Consider the following 15238-nt stretch of genomic DNA (forward strand, 5'->3'; position numbering starts at 1 on the left):
CTAGCTGTCGACTGTCTCGGCGTGTGCGAACGCCGCATCGAGCTCCTTTACAGCGGCGTTGGCGCTGAAGTCTGCCAGACGCGAGCGGGTCTGTTCGATCGCGGCCATGGCGCGGGCGCTCGTGAGTCGTCCGATCAGCGGTAGGCACCCGGCCATGACCGCACACGCGTGCTCGACGTCGGTGTTGCCCGGTTGGAGATAGGACATCGCGAGCGTCGTATTGGCCAGGACATCACGCCGCGGCATCGCGTCGGCCGCTGCCTCGTCTAGATGGGCTGCGTCGGCGTGCCGCTGTACGTAGCTGGTCCGGCCGAGCGCGTGCGAGGCGTACATGGCCTCGACCGTGAGTTGGCGTACGGAGAAGAAGGTGACCCATCGCGGCTCCTCGGCGTCGCCGCGTTGATCAAGCAGGACTTCGGCCTGGACGAGATGTCGATCGCTCGTCGTGGGGTCGTTGGCAGCAGCGGAGGCGCGGGCGGCGACGGCGTGGCAGCGGGCGAGCGTCAAGGGCGAGCAATCCTTGTTGGCTGCTTCGACCGCGGCTTGTGCACTGGCGACAGCCGAGTCGGGATGGTCGATGTGAAGGGCCTGCATCGACAGGTCGGTCAGGATGTGCGCGGCCAGGGCGTAGTTCCCCGCAGCCCTCGCCAACCGCAAGCTGTGGGCGAAGTAGTGCCGGGCGATGCCCTGATGGCCCGCGTCGAACGCCATGAAGCCGGCGACGTCGGCGAGACGCGCGATCTCGGTGAACAGGAGCCGGCCGACATGATCGCTGTACTTGCCGGCTGCGGCCAGCGGGATGGCGACGTTGGCGAGATAGTGCGCCAAAGTACTGCGGGCATGACCGCCGCCAAGGCGGTGGTCAGCGTCAGCGAACGCTTCGGACATGATGGACAGCGTCTGCACGTCCGCGGAACCGACACGCTGCCCCGTTCGATCGCTCCATACGGCTTTGTCCGCCTGAGAGCTGTCCGCCCAAGCCAGCAACACCTCGACGACGGACTCGGGCCCCGCATCGGCCGCGATGTCCGCCACGCGGACGTTCACATCGGCTCCGGTCAGCGTGCCGAGTCCGGCAAGAGCCTCGTCTACGGATGGCATCCACGAGATGCCGTGCTGGAACAGTTCCTCGTCTTGGGCGGGTAGAGCGGGGAGCAGTGAGTCGGGGATGCCGAGTTTCTGGGTGAACTCGAGAATCTGACGCCGATCGGCAATGCTGCGTCGTCCGTTCATCAGGCGGCTGATCACCGACTGGTCGACGTTGAACGCGGCTGCGAGAGTCGCCTGCCGGGCCCCGGTATGCATGCGGTATAGGCGCAGCACCGCACCCAGATCCCACTTCGCCATAGCCTGGGCGACTTGAGCGCTAGCCCACAGCTCCGGCGAGGCCGCCAGTCGCGTGTCACGGCTACAGGCGCCGCAGCGCGTTCCCCGGTTGTACTGGCTCAGGGAGGCGCGACATCCGGTGCAGCGTCTCATCTCACCATCGGCCATGACTACTCCCTGTAGTCCATCCAGATGCCGTCAGTGTCCTTGCCTGGACCACCCTGTCATAAACCCACATATCCGGGTGCTGAAAACCGAGCGATGCTGACCGTGGTGAGATCAACAGCCTGCGATATCCGACGAGATCGGAGAGTCAGGTCAGACAGAGGAACGGTGCAAAGTGAACGAGCAGCATTCAGGTGTCACGCCGGTCTTCCGGGGCACGGAGCACGAAGTCGGGCGCCGTCTGCGAGAGCTGCACCTCACAGGAGCGGAATCGTATGCGGTCGATCGTGCTCTGCAACAGGTTCGAGAGGGCAAACGCCACATTGTCTGTGAAGGCGAAGAGTTTGAGGTCCTAGACCAGGAGTGGTCGATCGTCCAGGACGTCTACGGCTGTCCGGACGGGCGGGACTGCCGGAACATCTCCAGGCGTCAGCGTCGGCGCTTCGAAGCCACTATTCGGGCTCGCGTTCAATCAGAGGAATGAGCCGTGCCCTACTACTCCGTCACGTTCCCGGGCAGCAGGGAATCTGTACACGAAGCGCGCGCGTGGACCCAGCACATGCTCGGAGAAGCGCAAGGTGCAGATGATGTGGTGCTCGTAGCGTCAGAGCTCGCCACAAATGCTATCCGCCACACTGCAAGTGGTCTGCCCGGCGGTACTTTCACCTTGCACCTGGCGGCCTTCACCAATCGGTGGCGCGTACGTGTCGATGATGCCGGCGGGCCGAGTGAGCCACGAGTCCAAACAGTCGATGACGACGAGGACGAGGCCGGTCGCGGGCTAGTAATGGTCGCGAGTCTGTCGTCGGCCTGGGGCGTCCTCGGCGACAGCCATGCCCGCGGCGTGTGGGCAGAGATCCCGGTGCCTCCTGGGAACGTCACGGATGACTGTGGCATCGGCGCTCGGGCAGTCGTGCTTGCTGAGACGGGGCGGAAATGAACCCTCCGACAACGAGCGGACTACCGGCCCCAGGCCTTGGGGCCTTCGCTGGATGCGGTGCTTCCCATCGAGTAGGAGCCGCCAGCTCCGTCATTTACGTGAGCCGACTGCCGGTGCCTCCAGACACACCGGAGCCCTCGGCGACCTTGCATGTTGACGATGAGGCGGAACTGGCGCTCTGGCAGATTATCGCTGGTCTGAGGACTGTGCGGCAGGGAGTCGGCCTCACCCAGAACGCCCTGTCGTCCCATCTGCCGGTTCGGGGTCGAGCGATCTCCGAGTGGGAGACCGGGCAGATGGAGCCCACACTCCAGCATTTGATGCAGTGGTGCCGCGCGCTGGATCAGCGCCTGGTGATCTCGAGCCCAGACGGCGAGTTGTGGCAAGGACCATCGCGTCCGAGAGCTGGCGAGAGTTGGGAGTTCTTTGAGCGGCGGCGGCTGGCTTGGCCATTGCGAAACCGCCGCAGGGCGTCAGGTCTCAGCCAGGCAGGGCTCGGCCAACTCGTCAGCGTGAGTCGAGACTCGATCCAGCGCTGGGAGCTTCTCCGTGTACCTCCGCGGCCGATCGCGCTTGTTGTTTGGGCACAGAAGCTCGGGTGCTCGGTCGTCCTGCGGCCGGTCTGCGAACCTGGACTGGTCTGAGCAAGCGGTACACGGTTTGCCAGTCGGGGACGGACTCAGACGGCTGCGATGTGCTGCCTGGCGAGCATGAGTGCGCCGACGGTTTCCATGCCGTCGATGTCCGTTCCAATCCGCTTGAACGCATCCGTCACGGACATTGTCACGACACTCATGTCGAAATAGCGCTCGATCTCGTTGTCCAGAACGGGTTCGTGGTGCTTGGTCACCCGGGCGGAGTAGAAGTAGGTGTACTTGTTCGTCTCTGACGGCAGGGAGTAGAAGCGGCCAAGCGGCGCCAGTTGCTCCCCGGCGGCCAGGCGGTATCCCGTCTCCTCTTCCAGCTCGCGAAGCGCCGCATCTGCCGGGTCCTCACCGGCAGACACGGCGCCGGCGGGTAGCTCCAGGCAGTGCGTCTTGAGGTTGTGCCGGTACTGGCGGACGAACACCAGCTGGTTGTCGTCGGTAATCGGGACCACCATCACGCTGGCGGGCGTGTCCATGAAGTACCAGTCGATGACCTTGCCGTCGGGCATGCGGAGGTCTTCGCGTACGACCCGCTTGGGCTTGGCGAGCAGGATCTCGGTGCTCAAGAGCTCGGCGTCCGCCATGCTGCCGTGCTGGGCAGTGCCGGTTGCGGTGTCGTCGTTCGCTGTCACTGTGTCCAATCCCTTGCTCGGTTCCAAGCGCTGTCGAAATGCCGGATGTAGCGGTCAAACATGCCCCCGTCGCCGGCGCGGCGCAGTTCCAACGTCGGCGAGCTGCGGCCGGCGAGGTACCGGACGTAGGGCGTGACGATCAGGTGATCGTCGGCCCGGACGATGCTCGTGGTCGGGGGAGCGGCGTAGATGCGTAGCTGCATCGCGGTACCGCAGTCCTGCTGCATGGCGTGGAAGCGCGCGAGCGACGCGGTGATGCGGGTTGCCAGCGCGCCTTCTGGGTTTCCCTCGTCTCGGTCGATGCCAACGATGCCAGAAAGGGCGGGGTCCAGAAGTAGAACCTTGATCTCGCAGCCGCTGCCAGCCGCATCTTTAAGGATGACGGGGACTTCGTTGTCGAAGGCGTAGCGGTATTCGGCCATCCCGTAGAGCCACAGCGTGTGACGTGCGACCTGGATGGTGCCGTTCCACTGGTCGCGCGTGATCAATTCGCGAGCGGCATAGGTGGTCACCATGTCGCCGTCGTCAGGGTCAGATCCGCTGGCGCCCTCGGCGTCATTGTTAGAGGTAGATGTATGTGGGGCTCGCTGCCTGCGGGCCGCGGTCCGGAGTACTTCGACGTCGATCTGGAGTACCTGCGCCAGCGCTGGCAGCCAGTAGCGTGGGGTGACTTCGTTTTCCTGCCAGCGCCACACGTCGTGCCGTGTCAGAGTGTCGCGATTCATGATCGCCATCATCTGATCGGCGACTTCCTCAAGCGTCAGGTTCAGCACGTCGCGCTGCTGCTGTATCAGCACACCGACACTCATGAGCTCAGCGTAGCGCGACCGCTACGCACGAGTCCGCCTTTATCGAGGTCATCGGGCAAGCGCAGGGCGAATGGCTACGGCCATGGCTACACGTTGACCACCGCTATGGCCTCTTCGGTCCATACAGCGTTGAGGCACGCTCCGTATCGCGGGCCGGGCCGCTTCGGCGAGATGACGCGGTCGGAGCGAGGCGAGGCCAGCCAGTGCGCTCGCAGGCACTGGTGAGCCCGGCCCGCACTCCGCAGAACGATCACGTACAGGAAAGGCGGATGGTGAACGCCGACCAGCGCCGCCACGATCCCGAGCCTGACCAGGAAGAAGATCACGCTCGCCAGGACCGCCGAGAGGTCTACGAGGTTGGGCGAAACATCGAATGGCTGTGCGACCCGCAACTTGCGAGGGAGCTCATCGAGAACGTCTTAAAGGAGGGGCAGTGCACCAGCTGATCGCAGCGCCGTTTCTCGGCGGGCACTTCATCGTCAAACCCGGCGGCAAGCCCGGGCTTCGGCTGCCGTCTGCGTTGTTCAACGAACTGGCGAGAGCCGACCGGTGCCCGCCGGAACTAGTCGACCCGATCAAGACAGCGTTCGGTATCGACATTGACCAGCCGCAACTTCGCGACGCGATCCTGGTCCGCGAGCCCTCACCCGTGCCCAACGGAGGCTTTGGGCGGGCCTCATGGGAGATCAACCTGGGCTGCAACTGGGACTGCGAACACTGCTACCTCGCGCTGAAGAAGTTCGAAGGCCTGCTGTGGGAGGACAAGGTCACACTGCTCAAGACGATGCGTGACGCCGGTGTCCTGTTCCTCCAGATCACCGGTGGCGAGCCCACCATCGACCGGGATTTCATCCGGGCATACGCTCTCGCCGCTGAGCTCGGGATGATGCTGCACATCTCGACCAACGCCTCCCAACTGCACCAGCCGCGCATCCTCGAACTCTTCGACCGGTACCCGCCTTGGCGGATCACCGCGTCCATCTACGGTGCGTCCGAGGCCGCCTACGACGCCCTGGTTCGGCGTCGCGGTGGGTGGCGGCTGTTCATGAGGGGGATGGCCGCGGCGCTCGAGTCTGGCTTGCCTCTGCGGCTGAACATCGTCCTCACCCGGTCCAACGCCCACGAGCGTGACGCGATGATCGGACTGGCCGAGACGTGGGGTATCGAGCACAACGTGTACGGCAATCTGTCGCCAACGATCTATGGCGGCGCCGAGGTGCTCGATGCGCAAGACGTCGCCACGCTCACACCGCGCTCGCCTTTCACCGGCTGCAATGCCGGCCACACCTTTTTCCACGTCGATCCGCACGGTCGTGCGACCGTCTGCAAGGTCGAGCGCGACGTGAAGATCGACCTCCCCACCGAAGGGCTGCCAGGACTGGCCAGGCTCGGAGCCATCGCAGACCGGGCGCAGGTGCGGACCGGCGGCTGTTCGGGCTGCGCGATCTCCGGGAGCTGCACCGTGTGTCGGCCCCTGGCCAAGCTCTACCAGCAAGCCAAAGCTCCGCTATCCAGCTATTGCCAACACGGAAGGAAGGAATCGGTATGACCACAGTCATGGTGGCTCTAAGCACCCGCCGAGTCAGGGACGAGGAGGCTGAGCAGTTGCCTCGCATCTTCGACGATGTCGACGCCGTCGAGATCATCGGTGACATGGGCGACTTCGGCGAGCACATGATGTGCTCCTGCTCCGACAGCGACGACCAGCCCTACTAGAGTCCGAGCAGCGGGGCCGGTAGCGAGGCCCCGCTCCTCCCTCCCCCGCACCAAGGAGCTCCGTTCTGTGGCGATGACTCACACCGACTGGTCGGACTTACCCCAGACTCTCCGGGATGCCGTCGAGTGCAAGTCTGGTCGTGTGGTCTCCGCACGTACCGTGGCTGCTGGGCTCAACTCCCAGATCGCCGCAGTTCTCGAGACGGCCGAGGGTCGGGTCTTCCTCAAGGGGGTCCCGTTGGAGGCGAGGACGGCCCTCGCGTCCCAGCGGCGTGAGGCCGCGATCAACCAGTGCGTGCTCGCCGTGTCGCCGCAGCTGTTGTGGTCTGCGGAAACCGAGGGCTGGAATCTGCTGGCCTTCGAATACATCAGCGGGGGTCACGCTGACTACGCACCCGGTTCGCCGCACCTCGATGACGTGGTGAAGGTCGCGAACCGCCTGCACCGCGTAACTGCTCCCGACTTGCCTGAGCTTCGGGCCGCTGATCAGCGATGGAGCGCGTGGGCCGGGGTTGATGACGCCGGCCTGCTGTCCGGAGACTCGCTTCTGCACACGGACTTCGCCGGCCACAACATCCTCATCGGTGAGGAGGGTGGCGCATGGATGATCGACTGGGCATGGGCGACGCGAGGCGCGAGCTTCATTGACCCGGCGTGCCTGCTCATCCGACTCATCGATGCCGGCCATTCGGCGAAGAACGCGGAACTCTGGGCGCAGCAGTGTGACGGATGGGCTGGTGCGGACGATCGGGCCGTCGATGTCTTCGCCGCGGCCGCCGCGCGCATGTGGGACGACATCGCGAAGGCGGAGCCATTGCAGTGGAAGGTGTCCATGGCCCGGTCCGCACAGAAGTGGGCGTCATACCGTAAGGGTGCATCGTGACGGAGCCCGCCGCGCAGAGGTACGACCTTCGACACCACGATGTCCGAGACGTGATGGACCGAGTCGAGCAGATGCTTGATGTTCGGCTGGATCCTGACTCTGTGGTGCGAAAGCGTCGAACGATCGGGGCAGTGACTAGCGCAGGCTCGTGGGTCCGGATTGAGCTGCGGGGCAGCGAGCGAATGGCCGGCCCGGTCGCTGGCCAGGGCTGGGGGTTCGAAGCGGCCGAGGCACTTACCGGTGTGGCGCGGCCACAGTGGTTCCGCGGCGCGTCCTGGCGTGGCGAGCCTCTGCGTCCGGCTACGGTATGGCGCGTCGATGAGGTCGAACTGATCCGCGGCGCTGAGCCCATACGTACGAAGGCGGAGTGGCTAGAGGAAGCCGATGCCCTGCCGCAGCGGTGGTGGGACGATCTGGGCACGTCGTTGGAAGCTCTCGCGGCGACCGACACGAGCAGGCTGGCCACCCCCGACTGCCAGCCGGTCACTACCGCGCGCGTCGAGGCCGAGATCCGCAGAGTGTTCCCTGGCCTTGAGGACTTGCATCCGGAGCGCTGGCAGTGGATGACTGCGCATGCGGACCTCGGGTGGGCCAACGTTACGGGACCGCGGCTGTGGATCACTGATTGGGAGGACTGGGGAAGAGCTATCACTACGGGGCCGGAGGCTGTGAGGCACATGAGGCCCGGAGTCACCCTACAGCCCGCATAGTAAGTATCTGATAGCTCACAGGCTCGTTAGCGGCCTATGAAGTTCATTGCAGAGAGGGCTGTCCCTCCAGGGGTTGCTGCTTCGGAAGCCTGGGTTGTCGTCGACGATGCCTACCGGCTGCACCGCGAGGCGAGTACGTATCTCGAGAGTCTGCGTGGGAGGGGGTGTTCGGTGAACACTGAGCGGATCTACGCCTGCCGGGTGGCGTTGTACTTGTCCTGGTGTGCCGAGTGCGGGCTCGACTGGGCCGCTCCCGGGTTCGAGAACCTGCTGCGGTTCCGGGATTGGCTGATCAGCGAGCCGTTGCCGCCCCGAGGCAAGCGACCGCAGGTGCGGCCCCGGTTCCGCCGGGACGGAAGCGCCGACGCGGTGCTGTGCACGATGACGGAGTTCCTTCGGTTCGGCGCGGCGATGGGCTGGGTCGGTGAGAAGGTCGTTGCGTCCCTGTCGCAGCCCAAGGTCCTGCGGTTCACGCCGTCGGGCTGGAGCGCGGGCGAGACCAAGCGGTTGCGCAACGTCGAGGTACGGACGCTGAAGTTCAGGACCGACGACCCGGGGATCGAGTGCTTCACACCCGAGCAGGTCGCGGCGATGGTCGAGATCGCCGGCAACGCCCGCGACCGCTTCCTGATCGTCCTGATGCGCGTGACCGGCTTGAGGATCGGCGAGGCCCTCGGGCTGCGCCGCGAGGACCTGCACTTCCTGCCGGATTCGACGATGTTGGGTTGCATCCATCGCGGGCCCCATTTGCACGTCCGGCGCCGCGAGGACAACGTCAACGGGGCGTTGGCCAAGTCACGCCTGTCCCGGGTCGTGCCGGTCAACGACGAGGTCATCGGCTACTGCCGCGACTACCAGTGGCAGCGTGACCAGGTGCCGGAGGCCGCTGCGTGCGACATGGTCTTCGTGAACCTTTACCGGGCGCCGTTGGGTGCGGCGATGAAGTACGCGAACACGAAGCAGAAGTTCGACCGGATCGCGAGGCAGGCGCAGATTGTCGCTCGCCCGCACATGCTTCGGCACACCGCGGCCACGGAGTGGATCGCCGACGATGTGCCGCACGACGTTGTGTCCGACCTGCTCGGGCACGCTTCGCCGGTGTCGCTGCGGCCCTACTTGCACCCTTCGGATCAGCGCAAGCGGGAGGCCGTGGAGCGGGTTGCGGCGGTGAGACGATGACCTCGAGCCTCGCCGGGATCCTGGCGGTCCCCATCGAGGGGCCGTCGCCGTTCGCGGTCGACTGGCCAGCCTGGCAGTTGTGGTTGCGCAGCAAGGTCGACCCTGGCTGGCGACCTGGTGAGTGGGACGAGCGGTGGTGGCTGTTCACCGGCGCCTCCGACAACCCGCAGACCTCAGTCTGGAAGTGCTCCACGCCGACGTGTGTCAGCGGGCTGTATTCACGGCGCGGGCGCTGCGCACCGTGCGTTCGAGACCATCAGGCCTCGGGGCCTGAGCCTGGAGGAGTTCGACCGCACCTACGTGCCACAGCGGCGGACTCGCGGCGGGTTCGACTTGGACGACTGCGCGCTGGTCCGGGACGGGGTTCGCTGCGGCCGGGCCGCCTACGGCACTAAAGGGCTATGTGAGGCCCACGCACACCACCTCTATCAACGTCGCCGCAGCGGGCACGATGCGCCGCTGCCGCTGGAATGGGCGTTGCACGGACGGGACGGAAGCCCCTACCCGGCTCCGGCTGGGTGCACGGTCGGCGGCTGCGGGAACAAGACGGTGCACGACGCGGTGGTGGTATGTCACTACCACCTGACGAAGTGGGAGCAGCGCGAAGGCGGCCGACGCACCGATCGCGCCGGGATGTTGGCCTGGGCTGCACGGCAGGCGCCTGTTCTGGGCGCGTGGCGGTTCTCACTGATAAGCGTGTCGCCGCTGCTGCGCCTGGAGATCGCCTACGGGCTGCAGCAGCGGGACGAGTTGGGTCACCGGCTCGATCCCCGCGCGGTGCGGAAGGTCGCCGCGGCCGTCGCCGCATCCGGCGTCCGCAGCCTGCTGATCCGCGACGAGCAGCTGGTCACGCGGTTCAGCGACCAGACGAACGAAGGCTGCTTCTTCCGGCAGGTGGCCTGGTCGACGCAGCGTGGCTACGTCGAGTTCTCCGGCCAGGACCCGTGGAGCGAGAACTCGATCGACCTGCGGGCCGCCGGGCTGAAGTCCCGCGGCCGGACCGGCCGGAGGCGCATGCCCGGCCTGGCCGACCTGTCGGCGATCCCGCAGCCGTGGCTGCGAGACCTGCTGCGGCGCAACACCGAGGCAGTGCGGCCGAACAGCAACACGTTCAGCAGGATGCTGCGCGTGGTGACGCTGGCCGCGGCGGGGATGAACCGGCTGCCCGGCGGCGGGATGGACTTGAAGCAGCTGGACTTCAGCCACATGCAGGCCGCGTTCGACGAGATCACCGACGACCGGAAGCGTGACGGAAAGCTGTCGAGCGCGAGCTTCCGCGGCGACTTGCTGAGCGTGTTCTTCGGGATGCTGGACTTCGGCCGGTTCACCGGTCTGCTGGACGACGTGCCGGGCAGCTTCGCACGCCACCCTTCCCACCGGATCCTGGGTGAGGAGGTCAACGAGGAAGGGCTCGGCCGAGCGATCCCCGAGTCGGTCATCGCGCAGTTGGACGCGCACCTGGATACGATCGGCGCCGGCATCCGCTACGGCGACCTCACCGGTGAACAGGTCCAGCAGATGTTCGCGTGCGTCTATGTGGTCATGCGCGACTCCGGGCGGCGTCCCAGGGAGGTCGCGGGCCTGCCGATCAACTGCTTGGAGTTCGACGGCGACGAAGTCTCGCTGATCTGGAACAACCACAAGGGCCGGCGGATGCGGCGCAGGCTGCCGATCGTCCGCGAGACCGTCTCCGCGATCGAGCAGTGGCAGAAGACCCGCGCGCAGATCCCCGTGCCGCCGACCAGCGCCGACTACCTGTTTCCGGCGATCAGCCGGGCCAGCGCCTTCGATCATCTCGACACCAAGGTGCTCAGCGTGACCTTGCGCAGCTGGGTCAGCTCCCTGCCCGCGATCCACAGCGACGCCATCGGCGCCGACGGCGATCCTGTCCCGTTCGACCGGACCCTGATCTTCCCCTATGCGTTCCGGCACAGCTTCGCCCAGCGACATGCCGACGCCGGAACCCCGCTTGACGTGCTGCAAGACCTCATGGACCACGACGACCCGGCCACGACGACCGGCTACTACAAGGTCACGCTCAAGCGGAAGCGCGAGGCGGTGAAGACGCTGAGCAAGCAGGTCACCGATCGCCTCGGGAGCGTCAAGCCGTGTTCGCCGACCGCCTACCAGCAGCGCTCGGTCGCCGTCCCGTTCGGCGGGTGCGTCGAGCCGTCCAATGTCAAAGCCGGCGGCAGCCACTGCCCGATCCGCTTCCAGTGCGCCGGCTGCGGGCACTACCGCCCCGATCCTTCCTATCTTCCGGCCATCGAGGACCACGTCAACAGCCTGCGAGCCGATCGCGAGACCGCTCGGGCCCTGGACGCGGCGCACTTCGTCATCGAGAACCTCACCGCCCAGATCGACGCCTACGCCGGCGTCGCGACCAGCATGCGCGAACGCCTGGCGGCCATGCCGGAGGCCGAACGCGCCGAGGTCGAAGAAGCATCGACGGTCCTGAGGCGTCTGCGCGCCGGGGGCGACCGCACGATGCTGCCGCTGACCGTGATCGCGCGAGGTGCGTCGTGACCGCGACCTGCACCCCGGCCCAAGTGCTCGCCGCCTCCCGCCGCGAGACCAGCCTCCGCAAGCGGCAAACCGTCCTGGACACCGTGCACGCCATGGCAGCCGACGACGAACCGATCAGCTTCGCCGCCGTCGCCCGACGCTCCGGAGTCTCAACCTGGCTGGTCTACGCCGACGGCGTCCGCGAGCACGTCCAGACCGCCATCGCCCGCCAAGCCCACCAGCCCGCTGCGGCACAACGCGACGGCCGCCAGGCCAGCTCGGCGAGCCTGCGCACGGAGCTGGCCACGACCCGCGCCGAGGTCGCCGAACTGCGCGCCGAACGCGACCGGCTGCGAAACGCCCTGCGGGCGAACCTCGGCCAACAACTGGACCAGGTCAGCAACCGCCACCTGACTGAGCGCATCACCGAGTTGACCGAACAGGCCCGGGTCCTGGAGCGCTCCGAGGCGGAAGCCCGAGCGCACAACGCCCAGCTGACCGATCGTGTTGCAGAACTGGAAGCCGACCTGGCCGCCGCCCGCACCAGCCTGCGATCCGTCATGCGCGAGGTCAACCGCACGACGCTGGAAAACCAGCCGCGGGCAACCCCGGACGCCGGGCCCGGCCCAGCACCCGGACACCACGACGTGATCGCTCTTCCCACCCACCTGCGACCGGCCGATCAGGAGACCGACGATGACGAATACTGAAGCCCCGACGCAGCCCGCCTCCCAGCGCTACGACCTGCGCCGCACCGACATCGACGACGCACTCGACCGCGTCGAGAAGGCGCTGCAGGTCCGCCTCGACCCGGACGGCCAGGTCCGCAAACGCCGCTCCCTCGGCGCGGGCACCGACCGCGGAACCTGGATCAGGATCGAGCTGCGCGGCCCGGAGAAGCTGGACGGGCAAGGATGGGGCGTCGAGGCCTCGCACGTCCTTCACGGTGTGGCCAAGCCCACCTGGCACGCCGGATTCTCCTGGCTCGACACCGCACGTCAAGTCATGTGGCGAGCCGACGAGACGGACCTGGTCACCGACGCCCCAATCAAAGGCGGCGGGACCCTGATCACCGACCCGCAGTTGTCGCCGGACTGGTGGGCGGTGTTCGACCGTTCCCTCGACGCGCTTGCCGCTCACCGCACGGTCCGGCGAGCCACCATCGACACCGAGCCGATGACCCAACAGCGTCTGACCTCGACAATCGAGAACGTATTCCCTGGCCGCATCGACACGACCATCGGCGAGTGGACCACCGCGCACGCAGACCTGGGCTGGGCCAACCTGACCAGCCCGACCTGCTTCCTGCTCGATTGGGAGGACTGGGGCACATGTCCGCGCGGGACCGACTCGGCCAAGATCTGGGCCAGCTCGCTGGCCGTCCCCGGGCTCGCCGACCAAATCCACCGCCACCGTCGCGCCGACCTCGACAGCCGGACCGGACGTCTCATGGCCCTGTTCTACTGCAGCCAGATCATCGCAGTCGGCGTCGACGACACAAGCCCACTGCTCCAACCCGCGAAGCACGAAGCCGCCCGCCTCATCGAGCACCTCCGCGATCGGCCACGAGCCTCACAGGCCGGGCAGTCTGGATGAAACAAGATCGCGGTTATTCCACGCGGAGCCAATAAGTTCGAACGTGGCCTGGGCGGTAAGGTCAACACGCGGGATGGCAGACGGGCCAGCGCGGTACCTATCGGACCACTACGGGCAGCTCACCATCGGGTGTTGGATACCTTGCGGTTCCATCAGCACAGCAGCTGGCGCATCACGTTCTCGTAGTGGACGAGGTCGAACTCGATCGGCGGCAACGCGGCGAAGTCCGGCGACGGCTCGAGTCGCGGCTCGCCATCGGACTCCCAGGCGAAGTCGGTCCAGGTGACGATCGCCGGGTCGGAGGTCTTGTCGTAGGCGACTCGGACTGAGAAGACACTGCAGCCGAGGTCACCGCACCGGGAGCACACATACAACGGTGCCCGGCCCGACGGCAGGTCGTGCGGTTCCGACTTCCGGGCCTTGCGCCAGTAGGGCGTATTGACGGCTGTGGGGCGACCCAACAACGCGCGGACGTCGTCGGCGGAACAGGCGATGAGCACGCCGCCGCTGCGGGGCGTCGGGCCCTGGCACTCGAACCAGGACAGCCAGCGCGCCAGAGGAACGTCGTCGAGGTACCAGTCATCGAGGACAGGATCGGCTTTCGATCGCCTTACGGACAGCACACTCACCATGGCCGCCAACGCTAGTCCAGCTGAGCCCCAAACCCGAGGGTAAATATGCCTCCAAGCGGTTCCCCGCGATAATACGGCCGACCGTCTTGGCGTCGGCCAGGCTCGGCCTGGTGGCCTGACCCACAGCGACTCGTGACTAACGTGGCTCACACAAGGACATGCCAATGACCTGCACAAACGCGATACGAGTCGAGATAAGCCGGGCGCCCCGTGGCCTGGACGCGGCGAATCTGTGGGCGAACTCGCTCGGAAGCGCGTCGGTGGCGGCCAAGGTCGAGCGGAGGTTCAGGTCCGACCTTGAATCGGGGACCGGCAGGATCATGGCCTTGTGGCGATGTGCGCAGATCGTCGCGTGGGGGCAGACCTACGCCTCTGCCCATGTCCGGGCCAGGACCGAGGCGGCACGTATCGTCGAAGAGCTTTGAGAAGTGGGGTCCGCTACCTTCCACGGGCCGGGGGATTAGCGCCTCTGTGGTGCTGTGGCCCGGCCGCAGCTGACTCTACTAACGCGACGACATTAGGACTCGGCCGCATGCCGAGGTGGGCCAGGTGGTCGGTGAGGATGCCCAGGCGACGCGCCGCAGCATGATGTTGGCCTTGTCCGATGTGGAGCTCGATGATCTGTTCGGACAGTGCGTAGTTCCATGGCTCGAGTTCGGCTGCGCGTTCCAGCAGGTTGACAGCGCGGTCGGGGTCTGTGGCGCGTAGGAGCATGGCGGCATCGGTGTGCGCGTCGATGAGCTTGTGGAAGCACGCCTCGCGGTGCGGGGCCAGCCACGCCTCGTCGATGGCGCGCTTGGGATCGGTGTGTTCATGCCCGTGAGCGATCGCTCCACGGTGCAGCTCGATCGCTTCCAGCAAGGCGGTCGCGTGCTCGGGTCGCTGTCGGCCGACGGTGGATCCGGCGGTGTCGAGGAGCTGGTCGAAGTGCCAGCCGTCGACGGCGATCAGCTCTGGGTCGAAGGTCAGGAGTCTGGCGGGCCGGGCTTCGTGGATGTGATCGGCTTTGGTGCCGTGGGCCTCGGCGAGAGCGGTGCGGACGTGCGACAGAGTCGCCTTGAAGCGCTTGGCGCGGGTGTTGGGGTCGAGCTCGGGCCAGAGGTCGGCGGCTAGGGCGGTGCGGGTGATTCCGCGCGGGTTGAGCGCGAGTTGGATGAGGATCGCGGCGGTCAGCGGGCGAAAGAGTGCGGTGACGTCACGGTCTGCTGCCTTCACCTGCAGCGGCCCCAGGATGTTGATGGTCAAGGCGGCCTCCGGTGCGGCTGGGGAGGCGCCGGAGGCCTGGGGAGGGATCGGTGGATCGGCTGCCATGTTTTCAGGAGGCGGGGTGGCAGCTGGATGCTGGGTCTGTGTGGGGGCATCGGGGGTGGTGACGAGTTCGGGTTCGGCCGTCGGTGCTGCGGCCAGAAGCCGCTCCATGAGCGCTCTGGCTTCATCCTTGCTGAGTCGGTAGGCCTGCGCGCCGTCGAGGATCGGCGCGGCCGCGCCGCTGGCCACG

Annotated in this window: 16 protein-coding genes; 11 read left to right on the plus strand and 5 right to left on the minus strand. The window is 66.5% G+C overall.

Translation table 11 applies throughout. From position 1 onward, the window contains the following. A complete protein-coding gene (locus tag IZR01_RS10205; RefSeq protein ID WP_194891991.1) occupies positions 1-1347 on the minus strand; it encodes a helix-turn-helix domain-containing protein in 1347 nt (448 codons plus the stop codon). 631 nt (positions 1348-1978) lie between these two features. Here IZR01_RS10205 and IZR01_RS10210 point away from each other — a divergent pair. Then, on the plus strand, positions 1979-2431 hold the full coding sequence (locus IZR01_RS10210) for an ATP-binding protein (RefSeq protein ID WP_323746123.1): 453 nt from the start codon (positions 1979-1981) through the stop codon (positions 2429-2431). Beyond that, positions 2428-3075: a helix-turn-helix transcriptional regulator gene (locus tag IZR01_RS10215; protein ID WP_194891990.1), complete on the plus strand. Its 648-nt coding sequence runs from the start codon at positions 2428-2430 to the stop codon at positions 3073-3075. Before IZR01_RS10210 ends, IZR01_RS10215 begins: the two co-directional genes overlap by 4 nt. A 35-nt stretch (positions 3076-3110) precedes the next feature. On the opposite strand, the gene IZR01_RS10220 is transcribed toward IZR01_RS10215, so the two are convergent. Then, positions 3111-3710, minus strand: coding sequence for an NUDIX hydrolase (locus IZR01_RS10220; protein ID WP_323746122.1), 600 nt, complete (start codon positions 3708-3710; stop codon positions 3111-3113). After that, entirely contained in the window at positions 3707-4519 is an 813-nt protein-coding gene (locus IZR01_RS10225) for a DUF5919 domain-containing protein (RefSeq protein WP_194891989.1), read from the minus strand. Before IZR01_RS10225 ends, IZR01_RS10220 begins: the two co-directional genes overlap by 4 nt. 269 nt (positions 4520-4788) lie before the next feature. Here IZR01_RS10225 and IZR01_RS10230 point away from each other — a divergent pair, with 269 nt between their 5' ends. The 9 genes from IZR01_RS10230 to IZR01_RS10270 all read left to right on the plus strand — a co-directional run bounded on the left by IZR01_RS10230 (position 4789) and on the right by IZR01_RS10270 (position 13108). Beyond that, the gene (locus tag IZR01_RS10230; protein ID WP_194891988.1) at positions 4789-4965 is read left to right on the plus strand and encodes a hypothetical protein; all 177 of its coding nucleotides are present in this window, start codon (positions 4789-4791) and stop codon (positions 4963-4965) included. Beyond that, the gene (locus IZR01_RS10235) at positions 4953-6068 is read left to right on the plus strand and encodes a radical SAM protein (protein ID WP_194891987.1); all 1116 of its coding nucleotides are present in this window, start codon (positions 4953-4955) and stop codon (positions 6066-6068) included. Before IZR01_RS10230 ends, IZR01_RS10235 begins: the two co-directional genes overlap by 13 nt. Next, the gene (locus IZR01_RS10240) at positions 6065-6235 is read left to right on the plus strand and encodes a hypothetical protein (RefSeq protein WP_194891986.1); all 171 of its coding nucleotides are present in this window, start codon (positions 6065-6067) and stop codon (positions 6233-6235) included. The genes IZR01_RS10235 and IZR01_RS10240 overlap by 4 nt, the downstream gene beginning before the upstream one ends. 67 nt (positions 6236-6302) lie before the next feature. Continuing rightward, on the plus strand, positions 6303-7118 hold the full coding sequence (locus IZR01_RS10245; protein ID WP_194891985.1) for a phosphotransferase: 816 nt from the start codon (positions 6303-6305) through the stop codon (positions 7116-7118). Beyond that, the gene (locus IZR01_RS10250; protein ID WP_194891984.1) at positions 7115-7828 is read left to right on the plus strand and encodes a hypothetical protein; all 714 of its coding nucleotides are present in this window, start codon (positions 7115-7117) and stop codon (positions 7826-7828) included. The genes IZR01_RS10245 and IZR01_RS10250 overlap by 4 nt, the downstream gene beginning before the upstream one ends. A gap of 171 nt (positions 7829-7999) precedes the next feature. Beyond that, the gene (locus IZR01_RS10255) at positions 8000-9007 is read left to right on the plus strand and encodes a tyrosine-type recombinase/integrase (RefSeq protein ID WP_323746121.1); all 1008 of its coding nucleotides are present in this window, start codon (positions 8000-8002) and stop codon (positions 9005-9007) included. Positions 9008-9208: 201 nt separating this feature from the next. After that, a complete protein-coding gene (locus IZR01_RS53110; RefSeq protein WP_323746120.1) occupies positions 9209-11533 on the plus strand; it encodes a tyrosine-type recombinase/integrase in 2325 nt (774 codons plus the stop codon). After that, positions 11530-12222, plus strand: a complete 693-nt coding sequence (locus IZR01_RS52255; RefSeq protein WP_194891982.1) for a DUF6262 family protein — start codon at positions 11530-11532, stop codon at positions 12220-12222. The genes IZR01_RS53110 and IZR01_RS52255 overlap by 4 nt, the downstream gene beginning before the upstream one ends. Further along, positions 12209-13108: a hypothetical protein gene (locus tag IZR01_RS10270; protein ID WP_194891981.1), complete on the plus strand. Its 900-nt coding sequence runs from the start codon at positions 12209-12211 to the stop codon at positions 13106-13108. Before IZR01_RS52255 ends, IZR01_RS10270 begins: the two co-directional genes overlap by 14 nt. 152 nt (positions 13109-13260) lie before the next feature. Here IZR01_RS10270 and IZR01_RS10275 read toward each other — a convergent pair whose 3' ends face one another. Together IZR01_RS10275 and IZR01_RS10280 are read right to left on the minus strand one after the other, a co-directional pair. After that, complete coding sequence (locus tag IZR01_RS10275; protein ID WP_194891980.1) at positions 13261-13740, minus strand: hypothetical protein; 480 nt, start codon at positions 13738-13740, stop codon at positions 13261-13263. Positions 13741-14178: 438 nt separating this feature from the next. Continuing rightward, positions 14179-15237, minus strand: coding sequence for an AfsR/SARP family transcriptional regulator (locus IZR01_RS10280; protein WP_194891979.1), 1059 nt, complete (start codon positions 15235-15237; stop codon positions 14179-14181). Position 15238: the final 1 nt, after the last annotated feature.

The sequence above is a fragment of the Catenulispora pinisilvae genome (genome assembly GCF_015356865.1).
In the GTDB taxonomy this organism is placed as follows: domain Bacteria; phylum Actinomycetota; class Actinomycetes; order Streptomycetales; family Catenulisporaceae; genus Catenulispora; species Catenulispora pinisilvae.

Coding starts and splice junctions, on each gene's coding strand:
- IZR01_RS10275 (WP_194891980.1), bottom strand. CDS start 13,740: ATGGTGAGTGTGCTGTCCGTAAGGCGATCGAAAGCCGATCCTGTCCTC.
- IZR01_RS10240 (WP_194891986.1), top strand. CDS start 6,065: ATGACCACAGTCATGGTGGCTCTAAGCACCCGCCGAGTCAGGGACGAG.
- IZR01_RS10205 (WP_194891991.1), bottom strand. CDS start 1,347: ATGGCGAAGTGGGATCTGGGTGCGGTGCTGCGCCTATACCGCATGCAT.
- IZR01_RS10230 (WP_194891988.1), top strand. CDS start 4,789: ATGGTGAACGCCGACCAGCGCCGCCACGATCCCGAGCCTGACCAGGAA.
- IZR01_RS10270 (WP_194891981.1), top strand. CDS start 12,209: ATGACGAATACTGAAGCCCCGACGCAGCCCGCCTCCCAGCGCTACGAC.
- IZR01_RS10225 (WP_194891989.1), bottom strand. CDS start 4,519: ATGAGTGTCGGTGTGCTGATACAGCAGCAGCGCGACGTGCTGAACCTG.
- IZR01_RS10215 (WP_194891990.1), top strand. CDS start 2,428: ATGAACCCTCCGACAACGAGCGGACTACCGGCCCCAGGCCTTGGGGCC.